A 25,716-nucleotide genomic window follows, 5' to 3' on the forward strand; every position below is an offset into this window, starting at 1 on the left:
CGCATATCACCGGAGGAGACTGTCATGCGGATCGATTCGTCGTGGGGCGTGTCGTTCAAGATCGCGTTGCACGTGCTGTTCCTGTGCATCGGTGTCGCGTGGGCGTGCGCGGAGTTGGTCGACTGGCTGCGCTGATCGGGCGGGCGGCGCGGGGCGGCTCGGCTGTCCGCTGCGGCCACGCGCGCATCGAAAGCCGTTCGAAATAATGGCGTGATGCGAAATTTTTGCCGCATCGGTCGCCCAAAGCCGTCAAGTTTTTCCGAATTCGACCGTATTACCGGTAACAAGCGTCTGCCGACGCCCGGCGCGTGATCGTTTGTCATCATTGTTTGCATCCGGTTACACGTCGGCCGTTCCGTTTTTGAGATGCTTGAAAGATTGTCAAACCGGAGTCGATCGTCCATGAAACTGCACGAGATTTGCCGCACGTCGGCGTGGCTGTCGGGCCTGGCCGCGGTGCTCGTGATGGCCGGTTGTGCCAGCGCGCCGCCCGTCCCGCCGAGCGACACGCTGGCGGGCGCGCCGTCGGGCCAGCCTGCCGCCGCGCGCGCGGCCACGCCTGCGACGCCGCCGCCTGCGCCGATTCTCGTTGCACAGAAGTACGTGGTGAAACGCGGCGACTCGCTGTCGGGGATCGCGTCCGCGAACGATTGCAGCGTCGCCGACTTGCGCACCTGGAACAAGCTCGACGGGCGCGGCAAGCTGCGCATGGGGCAGGTGCTGCGCATCGTCCGGCCGCAGCCGTTGCAGGCGCCGGCGGCGAGCGTCGGCACGCAGGTCGCCGCGAATAGTTCGACGGGCGCGGGCCAGGCGAGCGCGTCGACGGCGAGCGACCGGCAGGTCGTGAAGGAAACCAAGCGGCATGCGGGCGGGGTGGCGCTCACGTGGCCCGCGCGGGGCAAGATCGTCGACGCGTTCCGGCCGGGGCAGAACCGCGGCATCCAGATCGCCGGCCGCCCGGGCGACCCGGTCCGCGCGGCGGCCGACGGCCGCGTGATGTATGCGGGCACCGGCCTGAACGATTACGGCAGCCTGATCATCGTCCAGCACAACGCCGATTTCCTGACCGCCTATGCGCACAACCGCAAGCTGCTCGTGAAGACCGGCGACATCGTGCGCCAGGGCGACGAGATCGCCGAAATGGGCGACCTCGACAACTCGCGTGTCGCGCTGCTGTTCGAGGTGCGGCGCGACGGCAAGCCCGTCAATCCGATGCCGTACCTGCCTTCGTCGCAAGGCTGAAGCGGGCCGCGTCGCTGGAACGCGGCCGCGCTCGCTGCTACGCTAGGGCCTGTTTGTTCATGCGAGTCCCGCGTCCGCGGGGCCGACGGTCGTCTTTGGGGGATGCGCGGCCCATGCCGTCGCGAGCTGGCCGTCGGCGTGAACGCGTGCGTATCGACGATGCGTACGTTGCTCCGTGCCACCGTTTCCGACAGAACACCACTCATCCATGGAATATTCTCCGACACGCCGCTCGCTGTTGCTCGCCGCCGTCGCCGCGCCATTCGTCGCCGCGTGCTCGTCGGCGCCCGTCGCCGACCAGGTGCACGCCCATGCCGCCCAGGCCGAACTCGCCGCGCTCGAAAAGGCATCGAACGGCCGGCTCGGTATCGCCGTACTCGATACGTCGAACGGCACGCGCATCGCGCATCACGCGCGCGAGCGCTTCCCGCTGTGCGGCACCTATGCGGTCGTTGCGGCCGCCGCGATCCTCGCGCGCGGTTCGCTCGACGCATCGCTGCTGCCGCGCCGCATCCTGTATCGCCGCTATGAAGTCGTGGCCGGCTCGCCGGTGACGGAAAGTCATGTCGACACGGGGATGACGATCGCGCAGCTGTGCGCGGCGATGCTGCAGTCGGGCGACAAGGGCGCCGGCAACCTGCTGATGCGCGTGCTCGGCGGCCCGCAGGCCGTCACGTCGTTCGCGCATGAAAGCGGCGACACCGTGTTCCGGCTCGACCGCTGGGAACCCGAACTGAACCTGGCCGCGCCCGGTGACGAGCGCGATACGTCGACGCCGGTCGCGATGGTCGACCTGCTGCAGCAGCTGCTGCTCGGCGATACGCTGCGCGAGGCGCAGCGTGCGCAACTCACCGAATGGATGACCGGCGGCGCGCGCGGCGCGACCGCGATCGCGGCCGGCGTGCCGCCCGGCTGGCGTGTCGCGGACAAGGCTGGCACCGGCGGCTACGGCACGACGACCGACGTCGCCGTGCTGTGGCCGCCGTCGCGCGCGCCTATCGTGCTGGCCGTGTCGTTCACGCAGCCGCGTGCCGACGCGGCGGCACGCGCGGATGTCGTCGCGTCGGCGGCGCGCATCGCGACGGGCGCGCTCACCGCAACGGCCTGAGCGTCCGACGCACCTCGCGTAAAGCCGGCGTTTGGCTTATCGTGTCGATCAGCGCGCGCCGGTGCCGGCGCGCGGCCTTGCCGCGCCGTGCTTCGGCGCGGTTGTTTCGTTTACCCGCCTCGTCATGCGCCGACTTCCGCCCCTGCACGCGCTGCAGATCTTCTCGACCGTGGCCCGCCACCGCAGCTTCACGCGCGCGGCCGAGCAGCTGTGTCTCACGCAAGGCGCGGTCAGCCGGCAGATCCAGACGCTCGAAGCGCATTACGGATTCCCGTTGTTCAAGCGGCACGCGAAGGGCCTCACGCTGACGGCGGAGGGCGAGCAATTGCTGCCGGTGGTCGACGAGAGCTTTTCGCGGATCGAGGACATCTCGATGAAGCTCACGCGGCAGCGCACCGATCTCGCGCTGAAGGTGCCGACCTGCGTGATGCGCTGGATGCTGCCGCGGATCATGCGCTTCCAGGGCGAGCATCCCGATCTCCATGTGCAGATCACGACCGCGTGGCAGCACGTCGTCGATTTCTCGACCGAGCCGTTCGATGCGGCGGTCGTCTACGGCACGTCGCCGGGCGCCGGCGTGTGCGCGCTGCCGCTGTTCGACGAGCGGTTGACGCCGGTGTGCGCACCCGAGTTGCGACAGGCCGCACCGCTCGATGCGGTCGGCGATCTCGCGCGCCATACGCTGCTGCATCCGACGCGCGACCATCGCGACTGGCGCGCGTGGCTCGATTACGCGGGCGAGCGCGCGGTCGATGCGGAGCGCGGGCCGACCTTCGATACGCTCGACCTCGCGACCAACGCGGCGACGCAGGGCTTCGGCGTCGCGATCGGCGACGTGACGCTCGTCGACGACGACGTCAGTGCGCGCCGGCTCGAACGGCCGTTCGACATTGTGCTCGAGACCGGCGCCCGCTACTTTTTCGTCTATCCGGAGAACCTCGCCAGCCAGCAGAAGATCCGCGCATTCAGCGACTGGATCGCCCGTCATCGCGACTGATACGACGCTCCGGCAGCACGTCTCACTGGTAGGAGACGACCGCGATCATTCGCGCAGGCGCGTTGCCCGGACGGCCAGGTAAAACGATTGCGCGCGAGGCCTGCGTAAAGTTCGTGGTCTTGATCGTGCGCAGGCTGGCCGCGTCGACGAACGCGATTTGGCCCGTGGCCGGGCGCGGGCAGTCGGGGCGCACATGCGCATGCACGACGTCGGCCGTGTCGAGTGCGAACGAGCACGGTGGTTCGACGATCATGCCGGTGAAGTGGATGATGCCGGTCGCGCCGGCGGAAAATGACGAGGACGAGGCAAGAAGCGAGACAGCCAGGACAACCGAGGCGGCAAACGGGCGATGCTTCATGACGGGCTCCAGAGGGCAAGCGCGTCGCAGCCGGGCCGCTCGAATGGCAGTCCGTCAACGCTGCGATGCTGTATGCGTAAACGGCAAATCCATCGGTCCTCTTGAATGAAAAATCGGAAATAACGGACATAGGCAAACGACGCCGTATTCCTCCAATCAATTTATCTCAAATTTGTGGGGGCGCAAGGCAGGGTATTGCCGGGGGCGTACGCTGGCGGGAAGGGCGGAGATGGCTGCGGAGGCCGCCGCTCGATCGTTGAGGACTCAACGAGCCGCCGATCCGGTGATTCGCGATCCCAAACGAAAACGGCCGCTCATGACGAGCGGCCGTATCGCATCGCAGCGAGATGTGGCGATCAGCCTGCGCGCTTGCGCACCGCGCCGACGACCACGAGCAGCACGATCGCGCCGATGATCGACGCGATCCAGCCTGCGCCCTGGCCCGGCGCATACCAGCCGGCGGCGCGGCCGATGTAGCCTGCGGCGAGCGAGCCGACGACGCCGAGCACGACGGTCATCAGGATGCCCATCTTGTCGTCGCCGGGCTTGAGCGCGCGGGCGAGGAGGCCGACGATGAGCCCGACCACCAGGGTTTCGATGAATTGCAGCATGAACGCCTCCCTAATGCTGTTGAGTTGTTGACGAAAAGACATGGACCCGCGCGGCGCACGAGGGTTCCATTGCTCGGCACCCCCACGCCGGCATGCGAGCGTGCGAGCGTGCCGAGTATCGCACGCCCGCGCGTCATGTACGTGTCAGGCGACCGGGTCGAGCCGGCGATAGCCTTCGGTCGCGCGCAGCAGCGTGCGCGTGTAGTCGCGTGCGACCTGTCCGGTCCGCACGTCCTCGATCCGCAGCTGTTCGACGATCTCGCCGTGTTGCATCACCGCGACGCGCTGGCACAGGAAGCCGATCACCGCGAGGTTGTGGCTCACGAGGATCATCGTCAGGTTGCGTTCGCGATGCAGGCGGCGCAGCAGATTGAGGATCTCGGCCTGCACCGATACGTCGAGCGCGGACGTCGGCTCGTCGAGCAGCAGCACGCGCGGCTCGACGATCAGCGCGCGCGCGATCGCGACGCGCTGGCGCTGCCCGCCCGACAACTGGTGCGGATAGCGGAAGCGGAACGTCGGGCCGAGCCCGACCTCGGACAGCGCGCGGGCGATCCGTGCATCGGCGTCGTCGATCCCATGGATCGACAGCGGCTCGCGCAGCGTCTGGTCGACCGTGAAGCGCGGATGCAGCGACGCGTACGGATCCTGGAACACCATCTGCACCTGGCGGCGGAATGCGCGTTCGGGCGTGCCGCCGACCGGCCGGCCGTCGATCGACAGGCTGCCGCTCGCGAGCGGCACGAGGCCCGTCAGCGCGCGCAGCAGCGTCGACTTGCCGGATCCCGATTCGCCGACGAGCCCGAACACCTCGCCGTCGCGCACCGCGAAGCTCGCATCGCGCACGGCGTCGACATGACCCGTGCGGGTCGGAAAACGGATCGAGGCGTGATCGACGTCGATCATCGTGAGGCATCCTGCGGTATGTGAGCGGTCAGCGCGGGCGCAGCGGCGTCGAGCCACGCCGGATCGCGACGCAGCACCGGCAGTTCGTCGGGCGGGTTCGCGAGCGGCGGATTCGCCGCGAGCAGCCCGCGCGTGTACGGATGCGTCGCATCGCGCAGGTCGCGCGCGGCGCAGGTTTCGACCACGCGGCCCGCATACATCACCGCGACGCGATCGCAGAACGACATCACGAGCGGCAGGTCGTGGCTGATGAACATCAGGCCCGTGCCATGCCGCGCGATCATCGCGTCGAGCACCGCGAGCACCTGCATCGACACTGCGACGTCGAGCGCGGACGTCGGCTCGTCGGCGATCAGCAGGCGCGGGCCGGTCGACACCATCATCGCGATCATCACGCGCTGGCCCATGCCGCCCGACAGCTCGTGCGGATACGCTTCGGCCACGCGCGCCGGATCGCGAATCTGCACGGCCGCGAGCGCATCGACGATCCGCTCGCGCAGCGCGCGGCCGCGCAACTTCGGCTCGTGCCGCCGGAACGCCTCGCCCATCTGCTTCGCGACGGTCATCACCGGGTTCAGCGAATACTTCGGATCCTGAAGGATCATCCCCATCTGGCTGCCGCACAGGCGCCGGCGCTCATTGGCCGACATCGCGAGCAGGTCGTGGCCCGCGAAGCGCATCGTACGGGCCGACCAGCGTGCGGCGTCGGGCAGCAGGCCGAGCAGCGCGCGGCCCGTCAGCGACTTGCCGGAGCCCGACTCGCCGACGATGCCGAGCCGTTCGCCCGGCGCGAGTGTCAGCGACAGGTCGCGTACCGCGTCGGACACGACGCCGTCGTGCCCGCGAAACCCGATCTTCAGGCCGTCGATCTCGCAGAGCGGCGTGGCGGTGTTGGCGGAATTCAATGGCATGTCACGCTCCATGACGCGGATCGAAGACGTCGCGCAGCCCGTCGCCGAGCAGGTTGAACGCGAGGCTGACGAGCAGGATCGCCGCGCCGGGCAGCGTCGCGACCCACCACGCGTCGAGCAGCACGTTGCGGCCCGATGCGACCATGAACCCCCATTCGGGGCTTGGTGGCTGCGCGCCGAGGCCGAGGAAGCCCAAGCCCGCGACGGTCAGGATGATGCCGGCCATGTCGAGCGTCGCGCGCACGATCACCGACGACATGCACAACGGCACGATGTAGCGCAGCAGAATCCGCGGGCCCGATGCGCCTTGCAGTCGCGCCGCATGGATGTAGTCGGCCTGCGCGATGCGGATCGTTTCCGCGCGCGCGAGCCGCGCATATGCGGGCCACGCGGTGATCGAGATCGCGACGACCGCGTTGATCACGCCCGGCCCGAGCGCGGCCGCGAACGCGAGTGCCAGCACGATCTTCGGGAACGCGAGCGCGATGTCGGTGATGCGCATCAGCACGCTGTCGGTGAAGCCGCCGCAATAGCCGGCCGTCGTGCCGATCATCAGGCCGATCGGCACGACGATCACGACGACGAGCAGCGCGATGCCGAGCGTGAGGCGCGAGCCGCCGATCAGCCGCGAGAGGATGTCGCGGCCGAGCTGGTCGGTGCCGAGCCAGTGCGATGCCGAGCCGGGCGGCAGCAGGCGGTCGGACAGCACCTGGCGCAGCGGATCGTGCGGCATGATCAGCGGGCCGACGATCGCGACGACGATCAGCGCGACCAGGATCGCCAGTCCGAACAGGTTGAGCGGATTGCCCGCGAAGCGGCGCCAGCGGCGGTACGCGAGGCCGAACGCGGCCTGCGAGCGCGACGCGGGCGCATCGGAGAGAAGCCACGCGCGCAGCGTGAGACGCTCGGCATTCATGATCGAACGACCTTCGGCATGGACGGGGAAAGAAGCAGGATGGATGCGGTCATGTCGAAACGGCCCTCAGCGCGCACGCGGATCGAACACGCGGTACAGCGCGTCGGTCAGCAGGTTGACGGTGATGAACATCACGCCGATCACGAGCGTCGCGCCGAGCACCGCGTTCATGTCGGCGTTCAGCAGCGCGCCCGTCAGGTACGAGCCGAGCCCCGGCCACGCGAACACGATCTCGGTCAGCACCGAGCCTTCGAGCAGGTTGCTGTATGTGAGCGCGATCACGGTGAGCAGCGGCACCGCGATGTTGCCGAACGCATGCCGCCAGATCACGCGGCGCTCGGACAGGCCCTTCGCGCGCGCGGTGACGATGTATTCCTGGCTCAGCTGGTCGAGCATGAACGAGCGCGTCATCCGGCTCAGGTACGCAACCGAGTAGTAGCCGAGGATCGCGGCCGGCAGCGCGATGTGCGACACCGCATTGCGGAACACATCCCACTCGCCCGCGAGCGCCGAGTCGAGCAGCAGGCTGCCGGTGCGCGGGTCGACCATGCCGTCGTACACGGGATCGAGCCGGCCGGGGCCGCCTACCCAGTGCAGCCGCGCATAGAACAGCAGCAGCCCCATCAGCCCGAGCCAGAACACCGGCACGGAATTGCCGATCAGGCCGACGAAGCGCGCGATGTGGTCGATCGGCCGGTTGTGCCGCACCGCGGCCGCGACGCCGAGCGGCACGCCGAGCGCGATGCCGATCAGGGTCGCGATCGTCGCGAGTTCGAGCGTGGCGGGGAAGACGCGCCTGATGTCGTCGAGCACCGGGTTCGACGTCAGCAGCGACATGCCGAGATTGCCGTGCAGCACGTCGCGCGCGTAGATCAGGAATTGCGTGACGAGCGGCTTGTCGAGGCCGAGCGCGATGCGCTCGGCCGCGTACGCCTCGGCCGACGCGCGATCGCCGAGGATCGCGAGCACGGGATCGATCGGCACCTTGCGGCCGATCACGAACGTCAGCGCGAGCAGGCCCGCGAACGTGACGGCGAGCGTGAGCGCCCAGCGCAGCACGCGCAGCGCCCAGCGCACGGCCGGGCGCCGCGCGGGCAGCGTGCGCAGTGCTTCGAGGGAGGAGGCGGGAGTCGACATGCGGCGAATCTTAAGGCTTCTTCAGGTTACGGTACGACACGAGATCGTTGATCGGTCCGACTTCGAGCCCGCTCACGCCGGGCCGCGTCGCGACCTGCGCGACTTTCTCGAACATGATCACGAACGGCGAGCGCGCGAGCATCTCCTTCTGCATCGCCTGATACCGTTGCGCGCGTTGCGCGGCGGTCGGCTCGGCGAGGGCGGCGTCGGTCTCCTTCGTGAATTGCGGAATGTCCCAGCTGTTGCGCCAGGCGAGCATTTTATAGCTCGACTTGTCGGAGTTGTCGGGGTTCCACGCAAAACCCTGCGCGTTGCTGTGCGGATCGATGTAGTCGGCCGACCATTCGCCGATGTAGATGTCGTGCTGGCGCGCGCGGTATTTCGCGAGCGTCTGCTTGTTGTCGCCGGGAATCAGCTGCACCTTGACGCCCGCCTGCGCGAAGTTCGCCTGCACGGCCTGCGCGATCTCCGTGTACGGATAGTCGTTGCGCACGTCCATCGTCACGGAGAAGCCGTTCGGCACGCCGGCCTTCGCGAGCAGCGCCTTCGCCTTCGCGACGTCGAGCTTGTACGGGTTCGCCTTCAGCGTGCCGAGGAAGCCTTCGGGCAGGAAGGTCTGGTGCACCTTGTAGGTCGTCTTCACGACGTTGGCCTGGATGCCGGAATAGTCGACCAGCCACTTCAGCGCTTCCTGTACGTCGGGCTTCGCGAGCGTCGGGTTCTTCGTGTTCAGGCCGAGATACAGCAGCGTCGCTTGTGGCGATGCCGCGACCTTCGCCTTGCCGGATTTCACGACCGCCGCGAGATCGTCGGGGCTCAGGTCGCGCGCCGCGTCGACGTCGCCGTTTTCCAGCAGCAGGCGCTGGCTCGCCGCTTCGGGCACATGGCGCAGCACGATGCGCTTCATCGCGAGCGGCAGCCGGTAGCCGTCGAAGCGCTGCAGCACGATGCTGTCGCCGGCGCTCCACTTGACCAGCTTGTAGGCGCCGGAGCCGGCCTCGTTGGTCTTCAGCCATGCGTTGCCGAAGTCGTTGCCCTGCTGGTGCGACAGCAGCAGCTTCCTGTCGACCACCGACGCGGGCCACGAGCCGAGCACGTTCAGCACGAAGGTCGGCGCGTATTTGTGGTCGGTCGTGATCGATACCGTCTGGTCGTCGAGCTTCTTCACGTTCGCCGCGACGTTCGCCTTCGTGAGGCCGATGCCCGTCAGCACGGCGGCCGGGCCCTTGTCGAGCAGCACCGCGCGCTGGATCGACCACGCGACGTCGTCGGCCGTCAGCGGGTTGCCCGAATGGAACTTGAGGCCCGAGCGCAGCTTGAACGTGTAGGTCAGCCCGTCGGGGCTCACCGTCCACGACTGCGCGACATCGCCGTTGAATTTCGACGGATCGCGCAGGTCGACGCGCACGAGCCGGTCGTAGGTGTTCGCGACGTATTCCTCCGGCACCAGTTCGTAGATCTCGCCGGGATCGAGCGTCGTGAATTCGTCGAGCAGCGTGGCCATCACGAACATGTCCTTCGGCGTTTCCGCGTGCGCGGCGCGAAGCGGAACGGTGGCGAGAACGGACGCGGCGGCCAGTGCCGCGACGAGCCGGAAGGTCGGGAGTTTCATGGGCGCTTCTCCGTCTGTCGTTGACATCGTTGAGGTTGTCGAAGTTGTCGAGGGTGAACGGTGAGGGGAACGTGCATCGTCGTCACATCAGACGCCACGGGCCGCTCGCCGCGTTGTCGATCGGCGGCAGCGCATGCGATCCGGGCAGTTCGTAGTGCCACCATTCGCTGTCGATATGCGCGAAGCCGGCCGCATGCATCACGCCGAGCAACAGCAGCCGGTTGCGTTGCACCTGCTCGGGCAAGCCCGCGTGGAAGTGGCCCGATGCGGCCACCATCTCGTCGAAGCCGGTGCCCATGTCGAGCGGCTCGCCGTGCGTGCCGACGAGCGTCAGGTCGAGCGCGGTGCCGCGGCTGTGATTCGAGCCGCGGCCGAGATCGGCGATGAAGTTCGGATCGGGCAGGAAATCCCACAGCACCTGCTGCGCCTGCGGCGGCCGGTACGCGTCGTAGATGCGCAGCGTGAAGCCGGCCTGCGCGGCGACGTCGACCGCACGGCGCAGCGCGGCCTCGGCCGGTTCGAGCAGGAGACAGTGCGCGCGGCGATAGATCGGCTTGCCGGTCAGGTTGCGCTCGGTCGCGTAGACGAGATCGATCTCGACGCGATGCGTGGCGGGCGTGATTTCGACGAGGCGGGGCGGATTCATCGGCAGTCGGGTGCTCAGGATTCGAATTGGTCGAACGTGTGCTGCAGTTCGCGGTTGCGCGCGACGCGTCGGTCGATCGCGGGACCGAGGCGATCGACCACGGCGGTGATCAGCAGGTTGAACAGGCAGGTGAGCGGCGCGAGCGAATCCCAGAACTGGCCGACGTCGGTCTTTACCTGCAGCAGGTCGGCCGGCCATTCGCGTGCCCACGGGCAATAGAGATCGGTGACCAGCGCGAACGGCTGGCCGCGCTCGGCGGCCGCCTGGCAATAGCGGCGCGCGCTGCGCGAATAGGCGCGCACGTCGGTGACGATGCAATACGGCCGCTCGAACTCGGAATTCAGCGAGTCGACGTACGAGCCCGACTGACCGTCCGAATAGAACACACGCGGGCGCAGGTACTCGAGATAGCTGCTGAACGCATTGCTGATGCCGCGGGTCGACTGGATGCCGAGGATGAATACCGCGTCGGCATGCGCGATCCGGTCCGCGACCTGCGCGAACACCGGTTCCTCGGCGAGCCGGTACACGTGGCGGATCGCGTCGAGTTCGCGATCGAGCGACGACGCGAGCGCGCGGTCGCTGCTGTTGGTGGCGGCCGCCTGGGGGCCGGGGGTGCCGTTGGTGCGGCGGTATTCGTCGAGGCGGTCGGTGATCATCCACGGCCGGTCGGCGCCGCCGCGCAACTCGCGTTTCAGGTCGTCGAGGTTGCGGTAGCCGACGCTGCGCAGGAAGCGCCCGACCGAAATCCCGCTGGTGCCGGCCTGCTGCGCGATCTGGTCGGCCGTCTCGAGCCCCAGCCGGTCGAGGTTCGCGAGCATGTAGCTCGCGATGCGCTTGGCCGTCGGCGTCAGCTCGGCAAAGCGGGATTCGACGGTACGGGCGAAGGCGCAGGTCATCGACTGTTAGATCTTTGTCGTTTGCGGAACGAATGTCATCTATCTGACAGAGCCAAAAAAAGCGACGCCAGATAAAAAAAGCTATGCGATCGGCGCTGCGAATAGCCTGTCCACGGACGTACGCCCCGCGCCGGCCCAGCCATTTGCCGATTGATGGGGCGCTTGCAACCTCCCGAGCGGCCCGACATTCGCCGCACTGCGCTTCATCGACATGCCCCCGTAGCTGAACCGCAGGACGAGCATGCTGGGGCGCTTGCAATGCTTGCGCGTCGGTTGGCGAGTATCTCGTCTGCTCAGTTGATAAGCGATGCGAATAGATGGCAGTACTAGCGAGTGCGCTTGCGCCGAGATCGGACTGCGCCGCGCCCCGGCGGTCGTGTGCGCAGCAAACCAACTGGCTTGTCGGCACCGACATCGCAGCTCACGTCCTTGCGCCGCAATAATTACAAAACCCCGACTCGATCACCTTTACTCATTAATTCAGGTTAATAATTCATTTAATTTTTAAGTCGACTTGTATTTAACTTGCGTCACGGCATGCCGATTTTCGAAAAACGAAAAAGCGGTGAACGTCGGTAGTGAATATTCGATTAATTGAAATGGTGAAGAGGGAACCATGACGAATCTTTCTCGACGCAGGATGTTGACGAGTACAGCCGGCGCGATTGCCGCCGCGGGCATTGCGGTAACGGCCAAGGCGGCTTCGTTCGGCAATCCGGACAGCCCGCCGGAAGGGGCGATAAACGCGCGCAACAAGCAGGGATTGACCGATCCGGGGCCGAAGAATCCCACATTGGCGAATCAATTCCCGTCTTTCCAGGATCCGCCGGCCACCGATATCAACGGCATGCCGTTATTCTGGGCGTCATTCAATAACGCGCATAAACGTATTCAAAACGGCGGATGGGCACGCGAAGTCACGCAGGACGATTTCGCGATTTCGGAAACCATTTCCGGCGTGAACATGCGATTGACGCGCGGCGGCATTCGCGAGATGCATTGGCACCAGCAGGCCGAATGGGCAATCATGCTCGACGGCCGCTGCCGGATTACCGTGCTCGACGAACTGGGACGCCCGTCGGTGCAGGACGTGAAAACCGGCGACCTCTGGTATTTCCCGCCCGGCCTGCCGCACTCGCTGCAGGGAATCGGCACCGACGGCGCCGAATTCATGCTCGCCTTCGACAACGGCCGCGCGTCCGAATTCAACACGCTGCTGCTGACCGACTGGGTCGCGCATACGCCGCCGGACGTGCTCGCGCTCAACTTCGGCGTACCGGCCGACGCGTTCAAGAACATTCCGCTCGACAACCTGTGGATCTTTCAGGGCGACGAGCCGGGGCCGCTCGCGGACGCCCAGCGTGCGGCCGCGTCTTCGGCCGGTGCGCCGCCGCATCCGTTCATCTTCTCGCTCGGCGCGATGAAGCCGTTCAAGAAGACGCGCGGCGGCGAGGTGCGGATCGCCGACAGCACGAACTTCAACGTATCGCAAACGATTGCGGCGGCGCTCGTCACCGTGCATCCGGGCGGCATGCGCGAGCTGCACTGGCATCCGAACGCCGACGAATGGCAGTACTACCTGCAGGGCGAAGCGCGGATGACCGTGTTCGACACCGGGCCGAAGGCGCAGACGGCAGACTTCCGCGCGGGCGACGTCGGTTACGTAAAAAAGAGCCTCGGACACTACGTGCAGAACACCGGCAACTCCGATCTCGTGTTCCTCGAAATCTTCAAGACCGACCGCTATGCGGAGGTGTCGCTGTCCGACTGGCTCGCGCACACCCCGCCGAAGCTCGTCGAGGCACACCTGAATATCGCGCCTGACGTGCTCGCGCGGTTTCCGCGCAATCGTCCGGACGTCGTGCCGCTGTAACGCCGCAGCGGCCGGCAAGCGGCAGGCCGGCCGCCGGCCCGCTCCAGGGCCAGCCTTCCTCATTCGAACGGAAACCCGACCATGATTCCCGTCACGAGCAAATCCAGCAGCGGTTTCGCGCTGCCCGATCTGTCCACCGATCGCGCCGATCGCGCCGAGGGCGCGGCGCGCGCCGCGCTGGAAGGGCGTCGCACCGGCATCGCCGCGCTGTTGCCGTTCGTCGGCCCGGCCGTGATCGCATCGATCGGCTATATGGATCCCGGCAACTTCGCGACCAACATCCAGGCCGGCGCCGCATACGGCTACCGGCTGCTGTGGGTCGTGCTCGCCGCGAACGCGATCGCGATGCTGTTCCAGGCGATGTCGGCGAAGCTCGGCATCGTGACCGGTCGCAACCTCGCGGAGCTGTGCCGCGACCATTTTCCCGCGCCGATCGTGTGGGGCATGTGGATCGCGTCGGAGATCGCCGCGATGGCGACCGATCTGGCCGAATTCCTCGGCGGCGCGCTCGCGTTCGCGCTGCTGTGCCATCTGCCGCTGTTCGCGGGGATGATCGCGACGGCGCTCGCGACCTGCGCGATCCTCGCGCTCGAGAAGCGCGGCTTCCGGCCGCTGGAAGCCGCGATCGCGGCGCTGGTCGGCGTGATCGGCGCATGCTATCTCGGCGAGCTGATGATCGCGCCGCAGGACTGGCACGCGGCCGCGTTCCATCTGGTCGTCCCGCAGATTCCCGATCGTGCGGCGCTGACGATCGCGGTCGGGATCATCGGCGCGACGATCATGCCGCATACGCTGTATCTGCATTCGGGCCTCACGCAGGATCGCATCGCGCCGCGCGACGATATGGAGCGGCGCCGGCTCATGCGGTTCTCGAACCGCGAGGTGGTCGTCGCGCTCGGCCTCGCCGGCTTCGTGAATCTCGCGATGGTGATGATGGCGTCGTCAGCGTTCCACGCCAGCGCGCCGGGCATGACCGATATCGGCGACGCTTATCACACGCTGATCCCCGTGCTCGGGCCGGCGGCCGGCGTGCTGTTTCTCGTCGCGCTGCTGACGTCGGGGGTGTCGAGCTCGGTGGTCGGCACGATGGCCGGGCAGGTCGTGATGCAGGGCTTCATGCGGCGCCGCCTGTCGGTCTGGACGCGGCGCGCGGTGACGATCGCGCCCGCGTTCGCGGTGGTCGCGTGCGGCTGCGACGTCACACGGGCGATGGTCGCGAGCCAGGTGGTGCTGAGCTTCGTGCTGCCGATGCCGATGATCGCGCTGCTGATCCTGTCGGCGCGCAACGACGTGATGGGACGCTACGCGATGCGGATGCCGTTGCGGATCGTCGCGGGCACGGCCACGGTCGTGATCGTCGGGCTGAACGCGTATCTGGTGTGGGCGGCGTTCAACTGAACGCCGCGCGCGGCGCAGGTGGGGCGACGGCGCTCGCGCCCGCGCAGCGGCCCCGAGCGGCCGCGCGGGCAGCGCCGTGAAGCTATTTTTTCAACGTCCGGTAGGACACCAGATCGTTGATCGGCCCGATCTCCGGCCCGGTCGTGCCGGGGCGCGTGGCGACCTGCACGACCTTCTCGAACATGATGATGAATGGCGAGTTCGCGAGTACGGACTTCTGCAGCGCCTCGTAGCGCTGCGCGCGCTTCGCGGACGACGGCTCGACGAGCGCGGCCTCGGTATCCTTCGTCAGCTGCGGGATGTCCCAGCTGTTGCGCCACGCGAGCATCTTCGTCTTGGACTGGTCGGAATTGTCAGGATTCCATGCGAACCCGCGCGCGTTGCTGTTCGGGTCCATGTAGTCGGGCGACCATTCGCCGATGAAGATGTCGTGCTGGCGCGCGCGGTACTTGCCGATCGCCTGCTTCGCATCGCCCGGGATCAGCTTCACGCGGATGCCGGCCTGAGCGAAGTTCGCCTGCAGCGCCTGCGCGATCTCGATGTACGGGTAATCGTTCGGCATGTCCATCGTCACGTCGAAGCCGTTCGGCAAGCCGGCCTTCGCGAGCAGCGCCTTCGCCTTCGCGACGTCGAGCTTGTATGGGTTCGAATTCAGCGTGCCGAGGAAACCTTCGGGCAGGAAGGTCTCGTGCACCTTGTAGGTCGTGCTGACGATGTTGCGCTGGATGCCGTCGTAGTCGACGAGCCACTTCATCGCCTGCTGCACGTCCGGCTTCGCGAGATTCGCGTTCTTCGTGTTCAGGCTCAGGTACAGCAGCGCGGACACGGGCCACGACGCGACCTTGATCTTGCCGGCCTTGGTCAGCGCGGCAAGGCTGTCGGGGCTCAGGTTGCGCGCGGCGTCGACGTCGCCGTTCTCGAGCAGCAGCCGCTGCGCGGACGCCTCGGGAACGTGGCGCAGCACGACGCGTTTCATCGGGTACGGCGCGCGGTACTTGTCGAAACGCTGCAGCACGATGCTCTCGTTCGGCGACCACTTGACGAGCTGGTACGGGCCCGAGCCCGCGTCGTTGGTCTTCAGCCAGCCGCTGCCGAAATCGTTGCCCTGCTGGTGCGACATCAGCAGCTTCTTGTCGAGCACCGACGCCGGGCACGCGCTCAGCACGTTGAGCACGAAGCTCGGCGCGTACTTGCGGTCGGTTTCGAGCACGAAGGTCTGCGGATCGATCGCGCGCACCTTCTGCATCACGTTCGCCTTCGTGAGACCGAGATCGGCGAGCACGCCGGCCGGGCCCTTGTCGAGCTGGATGGTGCGCTGCAGCGACCACGCGACGTCGTCGGCGGTGACCGGGTTGCCGGAATGGAACGTGAGGCCGGGGCGCAGCTTGAACGTGTAGGTGACGCCGTCGGCGCCGACCGTCCAGGATTGCGCGATCTGCCCGTCGAAGCGCGTCGGGTCCTTCAGGTCGACCCGCACGAGCCGTTCATAGGTGTTCGCGACGTACTCGGACGGCACGAGCTCGTAGATTTCGCTCGGGTCGAGGGTCGTGAATTCGCCGAGCTGGGTGGCGACGACGAAGATGCCGGGCGGCGTCGCGGCCTGCGCCGGCAACGCCGGAACAAGCGCGACGAGCGCGGCGCTGACGAACAGCCGGGACAGCAGATGCTTCATGCGGGCTCCGTGGAAAGGGAATCGTGGTGCGATTCTCTCATCGACGGCGGCCCGGATGAAAATATTCGACGGGCACGCATGACGGCGCCCGCGGTACGGCTTGCGGGCCGGGCGGGGCGCCCGGCGCCGGCGGCGCTCAGATCACGCAGCGCGCGATCGCGAAGCGCATCGCTTCCTCGGCCGGCTCGTTGCCCGAGCCGCGCACGACCTTGACGACGGAGCCGCGGCCCGACGGCGTGAGCGTGACGAAGTACGAGCGCGAACCGACGGTGATGTCGGTCACGCCGTTGTGCTGCGACTGCTCGGTGCCGGACAGGCGGCTGTCGAGGCAGTTGGCGATCGCGTGTGCGGGGCGCGCCGACGACACGTAGATCATCGGCGCCGAGCCGGACGCGGCCGAGTCGGACGAGGGCGCGGAACCGCAGGCGGCGAGCAGGGCGGCGGGAAGGAGCAGCAGGAATCGTTTCATGATCGGAATCGTCGTGTGTGTCGTGTCGAGGCTGGGGCGCGGGGTACGCGAAACGCGGAGCTTCGCGACGAAACCGCCGGGATCGTGCCTTTTTTGAGATACGGGCGGCGGCTGACGTCGGAGTATACCCGCGGCACTTGACGCATACGGCATGCTGAAACGATTCGATACATAAGCGCCCGCTGTCGCGAGGCGGCAGCGGGCGTTTCAAAGGATGGCGAATCGACGCTTGCCGGCGTTACTGGCCGGTCTTGTGGCTGACCGCGTTGTCCTGCCGGTTCAGCACGTGCTTTTCGCTCTGCGTAATGTGGCCGCGACCTGCGCGGCCCTGTCCCGCTCTTCCTGGCGGATCCTGCGGTCGTCACGGTGCAGGCGCGCGGCCCGGGCGTGCGACTTTCTCCTGTCGTTGCGCGCGAATTGTCGGCGCTTGTCGAAACAACGCTGTGCGGGCCCCGGCTGTTGACGTTTCCGCCTGTATCGATTGCAAGTCTTTATTACGTCCTCGAACGGCGATGACGCCGGCGAGCAAGCCAACGATAACGGCGCGCGATCAATGAGCGCCCGCCGCCGCCGCGCCCGCATCGTCGCCGCCCGAGCGCGACGGCCGGGTGATCCAGATCAGCGGAATGATCGCGATGAACATGATCGCCGACACGTAGAAGATGTCGTTCAGCCCCATCACGGCCGCCTGCGAATCGACCGACGTATTGAAGAACGCGAGCGCGGAATCGGGACTCAGGTGCAGCAGCGAACGCGCGCTGTCGAGCTGCCGCGCGAAGATCGGGTTGCCCGGGCTCGCCTGTTCGGTGAGCCGGACGTGATGCAGGATCGTCCGGTCGTTCCACGCATTGCTGATCAGCGACGTGCCGACCGCGCCGCAGAAGGTGCGGCCGAAATTCGACAGGCCGGCGGCCGCGGGAATCTTCTCCGGCGGCAGCCCCGACAGGATGATGGCCGTGAGCGGCACGAAGAACATCGCCATCGGAATGCCCTGCAGCAGCGTCGGGAGCACGAGATCCCAGTGCGACACGTCGGAATAGAACGTCGTGCGCATCATGAACACGACCGCGAAGCCGACGAAGGCGAGCGTCGCGAGGTAGCGCGGATCGGTGCGCGGCAGGATGCGTCCCATCACCGGCGTCAGCAGGATCGCGAAGATCCCGAGCGGCGCGGTGGCGAGCCCGGAGTCGATCGCGCGATAGCCGAGATAGCCCTGCATCCACTGCGGCAGCAGCACCAGCGTGCCGAAGAACATTCCGTACGCGACCGAGATCGCGATCGTGCCGCCCGCGAAATTGCGTTGCGTGAAGAGTCGCAGGTCGACGATCGGATTGGCCTCGGTCAGCTCCCACACGAGAAAGAACGCGAAGCCGACCAGCGCGACGATACCGAGTGCGACGATGACGGGCGAATTGAACCAGTCGAGATCCTTGCCCTTGTCGAGCATGATCTGCAGCGACGCGACCCACAGCACGAGCAGCAGGAGGCCGACCGTGTCGATCGGCAGGCGACGCACCGGCGATTCGCGATCGCGGAACACGAACCACGTGACCGCCGCTGCGAAGAAACCGACCGGAATGTTGATGTAGAAGATCCACGACCAGTTGTAGTCGTAGGTGATCCAGCCGCCGAGCGACGGCCCCGCGATCGGGCCGACGAGCGCGGTCATCGACCACAGCGCGAGCGCCGTCGCCGATTTCTGCCGCGGCCATGCGCCGAGCAGCAGCGCCTGCGACAACGGCGCGAGCGGCCCGGCGACCGCACCCTGCAGGATGCGTGCGGCGAGCAGCGTCGGCAGGTTCGGCGCGATCCCGCACAGCCACGACGCGAACACGAACAGCAGGATCGACGTGACGAACAGGCGCACCTGGCCGAAGCGCTGCGTGAGCCAGCCCGTCAATGGAATCGACACGGCGTTTGCGGCCGCGAAGATCGTGATCACCCACGTGCCTTCGTCGACCGACACGCCGAGCTCCCCCGAGATCGTCGGGATCGCGACGTTCGCGATCGACGAGTCGAGCACGTTCATGAACATCGCGAGCGATACCGCGATCGTGCCGATCGCGAGCCGGGCGCCCGTCAGCGGGCCGGGTGGGGAGGAAGAGGACATGGCGTTCCTGCGTGATGAAGGGGGGTCCGCGCTGCGCGTCGCACACGCGTACGCGCGCGACGCCTGCGCGGGGGCACCACGAAGCGGACGGACACACGCTGCCCGCGCGCCGCCGGCCAGACGGCGGCGACGCGTTGCAGCGTGCGGTTCAGGCGTTGAATTGGAGGCGCGAAGCCGTGACGGGCTCCGGCAGGCGGGCTAGTACCGGTCAGGAAGGCGCGACGCGCGTGACGCGTCGGCGCGCAGCCGGCCCATGGCTGCCGTGGCGTGCGGTGTGTGTAGTGTCGTTTTGCATCGCAACAGGCTAACGATGCGACGAGCGGCGATCAACGCTCGCCTACTCATTAATTCCTTTCGTGTGCCGCAATAATCTGGACGGTACGCGTCGATTGCCGGTCGTGCGATGCCGATTACGCCGCGTTCCGCCAACCGGTGAACACTTCCGTCAGGAACTCGACGAAGATGCGCACCTTGCTGTCGAGCGTCGCGCGGCGCGGATAGAGCGCGTGCAGTTCGACGTCGTCGGTGCGGTGCCAGTCGGGCAGCACGATCTCGAGTTCGTTCTTCTCGAGCCGCCGCGCGATGTAGTGCGTGGAAATCAGCGCGATGCCGCCGCCGCTCGCGGCCTGGCGCAGCACGGTGATCGATTCGTTCGAGATCAGCACGGGGCGGATCGGCACGTCGGCCACGTCGCCGGCCGCGTTGGTGAGCCGCAGCGTCAGGCCGGGCGCATCGCGCCCCACGTACAGGATGTCGTGCTGCGCAAGTTCGTGCGGTGTCTGCGGGCGCCCGACGCGCTCGAGGTACGCGGGGCTCGCGGCGAGCTTCGCGTGCGACCAGCCGAGCGAGCGCGCGACGTAGCCGGAATCGGTCAGCATGCCCGCGCGCAGCGCGACGTCGAAGCCATGCTCGACGAGGTCGAGCGGGCTGTTGTCGTAGATCAGCACGAGCTGCACGCGCGGGTAGCGCCGGTGAAACTCCGCGAGCGCGGGCTCCAGTTCGAACAGTCCGATCGAGTAGGGCACCAGCACGCGCAGCGTGCCTTCGGGATCGGTGCGCAGCGCGCGGGCCTGGCGGTCCGCGTCGAGCAGGATTTCCTCCGCGCGCAGGCAGCGCTCGTAATAGTCGCGCCCGCCTTCGGTGACGGACACGCGGCGCGTGGTCCGGTACAGCAGTTGCACGCCGAGATCGTCCTCGAGCTGCTTGACCTTGCGGCTCACGCGGCTGAGCGGCATGTCGAGTTGCACGGACGCGGCCGTGAAGCTGCCGCGTTCCACCACGCGCAAGAATATCCGGATGCTGTCGAAGTCCATACAGGTTGTTTCAGTGTTCGGCCTGCGCGCATCTTACCGTCGCCAGCGGATTGGCTTCATGTCGGTCATGCCGATTATCCCGTCCGCTGCAATAACGCATCCCGTGGGGCCGGTAGTGGCGGCCGTGGCGCGATCGTATGCTCGTCGCATGAAATTCGCTTTCCCCAGCCTGCCGCCGTTCGCGGTCGTGCGCACCGCGCTGCGCGACGCATGGCCCACCTTGCCGCCCGGCGCGCTCGGGTTCGCGTTGCGCAACACGGCCGCATCGCTGCTCGCGCTTTACATCGCATTCCGGATGAACCTCGACGACCCGAAATGGGCCGCGTCGACCGTGTGGATCGTCGCACAGGGCACACGCGGAATGGGGCTGTCGAAGAGCCAGTACCGGATCCTCGGCACCGCGATCGGCGCGGCCGTCGCGCTCGCGCTGACCGGCGCGTTCGCGCAGACGCCCGAGCTGTTCCTGACCGCGCTCGCCGCCTGGATCGGCCTGTGCGCGGGCGTCGCGACGTTCCTGCGGAATTTCCGTGCGTACGCGGCGGTGCTCGCCGGCTATACGGCCGCGATCGTCGCGATGGATGCGGCGTCCGCGCCGCTGCACGCGTTCGATATCGCGGCCGCGCGGTTCCTTTACGTGATGGTGGGCATCCTGTGCGCCGCCGCGTTCGAAACGGTGTTCGCGCCGGGTTCGCCGCTGCGCGACGTCCGCACGCGGCTTGCGCGCTATCTCGGACGCGCGGTGGCCGTCGGCGCGGCCGCGCTGCGTCGCGAGCCGAACGCCGCGGCGGTTCACCGGTTGTTCGCTGAGGCGCTCGATCTCGACACCGCGGCCGAGTATGCGGCCGCCGGCGCGCCGCCGGTGCGCAACGCGATCGGCCATTTGCGCGCGGCGGCGCTGGGCGTGCTGTCCGCGCATGCGGCCGCGCAGGCGATCGAAGCGCATGCGGCGCGCAGCGGCGACGCGCCGGATCCGCTGGTCGCCGAGGCCGCGCGGGTGCTCGACGGCGTCGCTGCGTCAGGCGAGGCAGGGCCGGAGATGGCGGTGCTGCGTGCGCGGGTGGATCAGGCGTTGCACGTCGAGGCCGCCGAGCCGACCGGCTCGGATGACTCGCGCCTGCTCACGCTCGACCGGCTGAGCACACTGCTCGCCGGATTCGACGACGCGTTCGCCAACAAGGCGCGGGTCGACCTGCCGGTTCCGCCGCCGTCGCGGGTCCGCTATGCGTTTCATCGCGACGCGGTGCTCGCGTGTCACAACGGCATCCGCGCGTTCATCGCGGTGCTGGTCGCGTCGGCGATCTGGATCGTCACCGCATGGCCGTCGGGCGCCGGTTTCGTTGCGATCACGGCCGTGGTCGGCGCGCTGTTCTCCACCCGGCCGAATTCGGCCCGGGCCGCGATCGGGTTCCTCACGGGCACGGCCTGCGCGGCGGTGGCGGGGATCGTCTGCAACTTCATCCTGCTGCCGGCGGTGTCGGGCTTCGAGACGCTCGCGTACATCATCGGCGTGTTCATGATCGGCACGGGGCTCGCGATGCGCCATCCGCGCACCGCCGCGCTCGGCAGCGCGTTTGCGATCTTCTTCTGGAATTTCACGTCGCCGGACAACACCGCGCGCATCGGCGATGCGGCGTTCCTGAACAGCGCACTGTCGACGCTGCTCGGCATCGCGTTCGGCGTGCTGGTGTTCGCGCTCGTGTTTCCGGGTGATCCGGGCACGAGCCGGCGGCGGCTGCATCGCGCGGTGCGCCGCGATCTCGCGGCGATCGCGCGCAACCCGCGCGGCTGGTCGGCAAGCGCGTGGCTCAGTCGTACGGCCGACCGGCTCGGGCGCGAGCTCGGGTTCGCGGGCAGCCTGCCGCAAACGCTGATCGAGCGCGACATGCGCGATTTGCTGGCGATCTGGGGCATCGGCGACAGCCTGCTGGCGCTCGCGGAACTGGCGGCCCGGGAGCCGGCCGCGCGTCGCGCGGTTGCCGTGGTGCGCGGCCGCGCCGCGCTCGCGGATTTCGCCCGGCTCGAGCGCAGTTGCGATATGGCCGCGCGGTTGCTGCGGCGGCGCGTGGCCGATGTCGACAGCGACGGGGCACGCGCGCTGCTGCGCGGCATCGTGTTGCTGAGGCGGATCGCGGACGCGGTTGCCGGGCACGGCCACTTCCTGCGCGGCCGCCGCGACTGAACGAGCAGCGTCCGACGGGGGCGTCGACGGTGCCCGGCCCGTCAGGTGAGCCGATACGCCGGGCCGGGCGTCGCTTCCGCCGGCAGCGGCTCGCGGTTCAGTTCGAGCAGCGTGCGCTCGATCATCCGCGTCATCGCATCGAGCGCGAGCTGGTTCGGCCCGTCGCCGAACGGTTCGGCGATCGCATGGGCGATCGCGTCGAGCGCGATCAGCGTATACGCAACGAACACGGTGACGAACGGCGTCGCCGCGCCGATCGAGTCGACCAGGCCGAACGGCAGCAGCACGCAGTATGCGTAGATGGTCCGGTGCAGCAGCACGTCGTACGAGAACGGGATCGGCGTCGATGCGATGCGCTCGCAGCCGCTCACCATCGACACGAGATCGTCGAGGCGCGCGTCGAGCATCCAGAGCCGCGTATCGGCGAGATGCCCGGCGTCGGCGCGCGCGGCGAATGCCTCGCGCAGTTCATGAACGATCGCGATCGGCGCATACCGCGCGGCGACGATGCGCGCATGGGTTCCGTCATCGAGCAGCGCGCGCAGGTCCGACGCCGGGTCGGTGCCGCGCAGCTGATGCTTCAGCGCATGGACGAACGCGATGACCTTGCGCACGAACGCATGCCGCGCGGCGTCGTCGGCGTCGATCGCGCCGTAGCAGAGTGCTTGCGACACCAGCGTGCGCGTGGCGGTCAGCACGCCGCCCCACAGCTGCCGGCCCTCGCGGTAGCGCTCGTAGCTCGCGTTGTTGCGAAACCCCGCGAAGATCGCGAGCGTGAGGCCGATCAGCGTGAACGGCGTCGGGTTCAGCGGAACCTTCTCGCCGAGCACGCGGCCGCCGCCCCATACCGCGACGAGGCTGATCGCGAGCGTCAGCACGAGCTGCGGCAGGATGGTCGGCAGCACCGATCCGTTCCAGACGAGCAGCATCCGCAGCCAGTGCTCGCGCGGCCGAACGATCATCGCGGCGCTCCGTCAGGCGGCAGCCGACGCCGGCGCGGCCGCGCGATGCAGCAGGACCGGCACCGACTTCGACGTCGGCGTGTTGCACACGTCGCCGACACTGTCGAGCGGCACCAGCGGGTTCGTTTCCGGGTAGTACGCGCCGATGCAGCCGCGCGGGATGTCGTATTCGACGAGCAGGAAGCCGTTCGCGCGCCGCTCGATGCCGTCGTGCCACACGGTTTCCATGTCGACCCAGTCGCCGGCCTTCAGGCCGAGCATCGCGAGGTCGTCGCGGTTGACGAACACCACGCGGCGCTGGCCGAACACGCCGCGATAGCGGTCGTCGAGCCCGTAGACGGTCGTGTTGTACTGGTCGTGCGAGCGCGTCGTCATCAGCGTCATCAAGCGCTCGCCGTGCAGCGCGCGGGCGCGCTGGATCGGCGTGTCGGTCGGCAGCGCGTGCGCGATGAAGTTCGCCTTGCCCGTCGGCGTCAGCCATTCGCGATCGCGCGACGCGACGCGCAGGTGGAAGCCGCCGGGCCGCGCGATGCGCGCGTTGTAGTCGTAGAAGTCGTCGAAGGTCGCTTCGATCGCGTCGCGGATCTTCGCGTAGTCGTCCTTGTAAGCGAGCCAGTCGATCTTGCCGCTGCCGAACAGCGCATGGCCCATGTGCGCGACGATCGCCGGCTCCGACATCAGGTTCGCGGAAGCCGGCTTGTTCATCCCGTACGACACGTGGACCATGCTCATCGAGTCCTCGACCGTCACGCCTTGCGGCACGTTGTCCTGCAGGTCGATCTCGGTGCGGCCGAGCGTCGGCAGGATCAGCGCGTCGCGGCCGTGGATCAGGTGGCTGCGGTTCAGCTTCGTCGTGATGTGCACGGAGAGCGCGCAGCGGCGCAGGCCTTCCCACGTGCGCGGCGTGTCGGGCGTCGCCATCGCGAAGTTGCCGCCGAGGCCGATCAGCACCTTCACGCGGCCTTCGAGCATGCCTTCGATCGTCTCGACGACGTCGTAGCCGTGATGGCGCGGCGGCTCGAAGTCGAACACGCGGCCGAGCCGGTCGAGGAACGCCTGCGACGGCTTTTCCTCGATGCCGACCGTGCGGTTGCCCTGCACGTTCGAGTGACCGCGGACCGGACACAGGCCGGCGCCGGCGCGGCCGATGTTGCCGCGCATCAGCATCAGGTTCGTCAGCATCTGCACGGTCGCGACCGAATGCTTGTGCTGCGTGATGCCCATTCCCCACGTCGCGATTACGCGCTCGCTGCGTGCATAGCGCTGAGCGAGCGCGTCGATCTGCTCGTACGACACACCGCTTTCGGCCGTCAGCGCCGGCCAGCTTTCGTTGCGCAGATCGTCGGCGAACACGTCGAAGCCGGCCGTGTGTTCGTCGATGAACGCGATGTCGAGCACGCGCGGCGCGCCGGCGGCGCGCGCGGCGTCGTCGAGTTCGAGCACGCGCTTCGCCATCCCCTTGATCAGCGCGAAATCGCCGCCGATCGTCGGCTGGATGAACGTCGACGCGATCGCGGTGCCGGACATCGTCAGCATCTCGAGCGGGCTTTGCGGATCGGCGAAGCGCTCGAGCCCGCGTTCCTTCAGCGGGTTGATCGACACGATCGTCGCGCCGCGCTTCGTGCATTCGCGCAGCTCGCCCATCATCCGCGGATGGTTGGTCGCCGGGTTCTGGCCGAAGATCAGCAGCATGTCCGCGTGCTCGAAATCGTCGAGCGTGACCGTGCCCTTGCCGACGCCGACCGAATCGGGCAGCCCGCGGCTCGTCGCCTCGTGGCACATGTTCGAGCAGTCCGGGAAGTTGTTCGTGCCGTACCGCCGCACCAGCAGCTGATACAGGAATGCCGCCTCGTTGCTCGCGCGGCCCGACGTGTAGAACGCGGCCTGGTTCGGATCCGGCAGCGCACGCAGATGGCGCGCGATCAGCTCGAACGCGTCGTCCCACGCGATCGGCACGTAGCGATCGGTGCGGGCGTCGTACACCATCGGGTCGGTCAGGCGGCCGTGCTGTTCGAGCTCGAAATCCGTCTGTTCGAGCAGCTCGGTGACCGTGTGCGCGGCGAAGAATTCGGGCGTCACGCGCTTGCTCGTCGCTTCGGCGGCCACGGCCTTCACGCCGTTTTCGCAGAATTCGAACGTCGACGCATGCTGGCGGTCGGGCCACGCGCAGCCCGGGCAGTCGAAGCCGTCCGGCTGGTTCTGGCGCAGCAGCGTGCGGTAGTTGCCGCCGGTGACCTTTTCCTTGATCAGGTTGATCGCGACGGCTTTCAGCGCGCCCCAGCCGGCGGCCGGGTGGTGGTACGGTTCGATGCGCGGGGCGGCGGATTTCTTTTTCATGATGCAGGTGTTCAGGGTTGATGCAGCGAGAGTACGCGCGGCGCCGGGGCTGCTGTGTGT

22 protein-coding genes are annotated in these 25,716 nt (G+C 67.7%); 6 read left to right on the forward strand and 16 right to left on the reverse strand.

The annotated features are described in order from the left end of the window. The first annotated feature begins 402 nt into the window (after positions 1-402). From FFI87_RS22160 to FFI87_RS22170, 3 genes are all read left to right on the forward strand, one after another. Positions 403-1,242, forward strand: a complete 840-nt coding sequence (locus tag FFI87_RS22160) for a peptidoglycan DD-metalloendopeptidase family protein (protein ID WP_138849000.1) — start codon at positions 403-405, stop codon at positions 1,240-1,242. 208 nt (positions 1,243-1,450) lie between these two features. Further along, entirely contained in the window at positions 1,451-2,350 is a 900-nt protein-coding gene (bla, locus tag FFI87_RS22165; RefSeq protein WP_138848999.1) for a class A beta-lactamase, read from the forward strand. Between the two features lie 124 nt (positions 2,351-2,474). Next, positions 2,475-3,347: a LysR substrate-binding domain-containing protein gene (locus tag FFI87_RS22170; RefSeq protein ID WP_138848998.1), complete on the forward strand. Its 873-nt coding sequence runs from the start codon at positions 2,475-2,477 to the stop codon at positions 3,345-3,347. Between the two features lie 22 nt (positions 3,348-3,369). Here FFI87_RS22170 and FFI87_RS22175 read toward each other — a convergent pair whose 3' ends face one another. The 10 genes from FFI87_RS22175 to FFI87_RS35375 form a co-directional block, all read right to left on the reverse strand. Further along, positions 3,370-3,705 carry a type 1 fimbrial protein gene (locus FFI87_RS22175; protein WP_138848997.1) on the reverse strand — a complete coding sequence of 112 codons (336 nt, stop codon included), beginning with the start codon at positions 3,703-3,705 and terminating at the stop codon, positions 3,370-3,372. 356 nt (positions 3,706-4,061) lie between these two features. Next, entirely contained in the window at positions 4,062-4,316 is a 255-nt protein-coding gene (locus FFI87_RS22180; RefSeq protein ID WP_011659025.1) for a GlsB/YeaQ/YmgE family stress response membrane protein, read from the reverse strand. A 144-nt stretch (positions 4,317-4,460) separates the two neighbouring features. After that, positions 4,461-5,222 (reverse strand): ABC transporter ATP-binding protein, encoded by a 762-nt coding sequence (locus FFI87_RS22185; RefSeq protein WP_012366246.1) that lies wholly within the window; start codon positions 5,220-5,222, stop codon positions 4,461-4,463. Continuing rightward, complete coding sequence (locus tag FFI87_RS22190) at positions 5,219-6,133, reverse strand: ABC transporter ATP-binding protein (RefSeq protein ID WP_138848996.1); 915 nt, start codon at positions 6,131-6,133, stop codon at positions 5,219-5,221. Before FFI87_RS22190 ends, FFI87_RS22185 begins: the two co-directional genes overlap by 4 nt. Before the next feature lies 1 nt (position 6,134). Next, entirely contained in the window at positions 6,135-7,049 is a 915-nt protein-coding gene (nikC, locus tag FFI87_RS22195) for a nickel transporter permease (protein WP_012366244.1), read from the reverse strand. A gap of 66 nt (positions 7,050-7,115) precedes the next feature. Continuing rightward, a complete protein-coding gene (locus FFI87_RS22200; protein ID WP_012366243.1) occupies positions 7,116-8,186 on the reverse strand; it encodes an ABC transporter permease in 1,071 nt (356 codons plus the stop codon). A gap of 10 nt (positions 8,187-8,196) precedes the next feature. Further along, positions 8,197-9,798, reverse strand: coding sequence for an ABC transporter substrate-binding protein (locus tag FFI87_RS22205; protein WP_138848995.1), 1,602 nt, complete (start codon positions 9,796-9,798; stop codon positions 8,197-8,199). 82 nt (positions 9,799-9,880) lie between these two features. Then, positions 9,881-10,444 (reverse strand): D-alanyl-D-alanine dipeptidase, encoded by a 564-nt coding sequence (gene ddpX, locus FFI87_RS22210; protein ID WP_012366241.1) that lies wholly within the window; start codon positions 10,442-10,444, stop codon positions 9,881-9,883. A 14-nt stretch (positions 10,445-10,458) separates the two neighbouring features. Continuing rightward, positions 10,459-11,343 (reverse strand): sap1 transcriptional regulator SapR, encoded by an 885-nt coding sequence (gene sapR, locus FFI87_RS22215; RefSeq protein WP_012366240.1) that lies wholly within the window; start codon positions 11,341-11,343, stop codon positions 10,459-10,461. A 504-nt stretch (positions 11,344-11,847) separates the two neighbouring features. Then, the gene (locus FFI87_RS35375) at positions 11,848-12,135 is read right to left on the reverse strand and encodes a hypothetical protein (protein ID WP_409995123.1); all 288 of its coding nucleotides are present in this window, start codon (positions 12,133-12,135) and stop codon (positions 11,848-11,850) included. On the opposite strand from FFI87_RS35375, the gene FFI87_RS22220 reads away from it, so the two are divergent. Beyond that, entirely contained in the window at positions 12,023-13,216 is a 1,194-nt protein-coding gene (locus tag FFI87_RS22220; RefSeq protein ID WP_409995119.1) for an oxalate decarboxylase family bicupin, read from the forward strand. The two genes, FFI87_RS35375 and FFI87_RS22220, sit on opposite strands and share 113 nt — an antisense overlap. Before the next feature lie 81 nt (positions 13,217-13,297). Next, positions 13,298-14,614: an Nramp family divalent metal transporter gene (locus FFI87_RS22225; RefSeq protein WP_138848993.1), complete on the forward strand. Its 1,317-nt coding sequence runs from the start codon at positions 13,298-13,300 to the stop codon at positions 14,612-14,614. Between the two features lie 82 nt (positions 14,615-14,696). On the opposite strand, the gene FFI87_RS22230 is transcribed toward FFI87_RS22225, so the two are convergent. The 4 genes from FFI87_RS22230 to FFI87_RS22250 all read right to left on the reverse strand — a co-directional run bounded on the left by FFI87_RS22230 (position 14,697) and on the right by FFI87_RS22250 (position 20,178). Then, the gene (locus FFI87_RS22230; RefSeq protein ID WP_012366237.1) at positions 14,697-16,286 is read right to left on the reverse strand and encodes an ABC transporter substrate-binding protein; all 1,590 of its coding nucleotides are present in this window, start codon (positions 16,284-16,286) and stop codon (positions 14,697-14,699) included. Between the two features lie 136 nt (positions 16,287-16,422). Next, entirely contained in the window at positions 16,423-16,755 is a 333-nt protein-coding gene (locus FFI87_RS22235) for a sugar ABC transporter ATPase (protein ID WP_041490185.1), read from the reverse strand. A gap of 550 nt (positions 16,756-17,305) precedes the next feature. After that, positions 17,306-18,865, reverse strand: coding sequence for a DHA2 family efflux MFS transporter permease subunit (locus FFI87_RS22245; RefSeq protein WP_138848992.1), 1,560 nt, complete (start codon positions 18,863-18,865; stop codon positions 17,306-17,308). Between the two features lie 410 nt (positions 18,866-19,275). Further along, positions 19,276-20,178 (reverse strand): LysR family transcriptional regulator, encoded by a 903-nt coding sequence (locus FFI87_RS22250; RefSeq protein WP_138848991.1) that lies wholly within the window; start codon positions 20,176-20,178, stop codon positions 19,276-19,278. Positions 20,179-20,326: 148 nt separating this feature from the next. On the opposite strand from FFI87_RS22250, the gene FFI87_RS22255 reads away from it, so the two are divergent. Beyond that, positions 20,327-22,357: an FUSC family protein gene (locus FFI87_RS22255; protein ID WP_138850199.1), complete on the forward strand. Its 2,031-nt coding sequence runs from the start codon at positions 20,327-20,329 to the stop codon at positions 22,355-22,357. A gap of 41 nt (positions 22,358-22,398) precedes the next feature. On the opposite strand, the gene FFI87_RS22260 is transcribed toward FFI87_RS22255, so the two are convergent. Together FFI87_RS22260 and FFI87_RS22265 are read right to left on the reverse strand one after the other, a co-directional pair. Beyond that, a complete protein-coding gene (locus FFI87_RS22260) occupies positions 22,399-23,319 on the reverse strand; it encodes a bestrophin family protein (RefSeq protein WP_012366232.1) in 921 nt (306 codons plus the stop codon). Between the two features lie 12 nt (positions 23,320-23,331). Continuing rightward, on the reverse strand, positions 23,332-25,656 hold the full coding sequence (locus FFI87_RS22265) for an FdhF/YdeP family oxidoreductase (RefSeq protein ID WP_138848990.1): 2,325 nt from the start codon (positions 25,654-25,656) through the stop codon (positions 23,332-23,334). Between the last annotated feature and the right edge of the window lie 60 nt (positions 25,657-25,716).

It is taken from the genome of Burkholderia sp. KBS0801 (assembly GCF_005937855.2).
GTDB lineage: Bacteria > Pseudomonadota > Gammaproteobacteria > Burkholderiales > Burkholderiaceae > Burkholderia > Burkholderia ambifaria.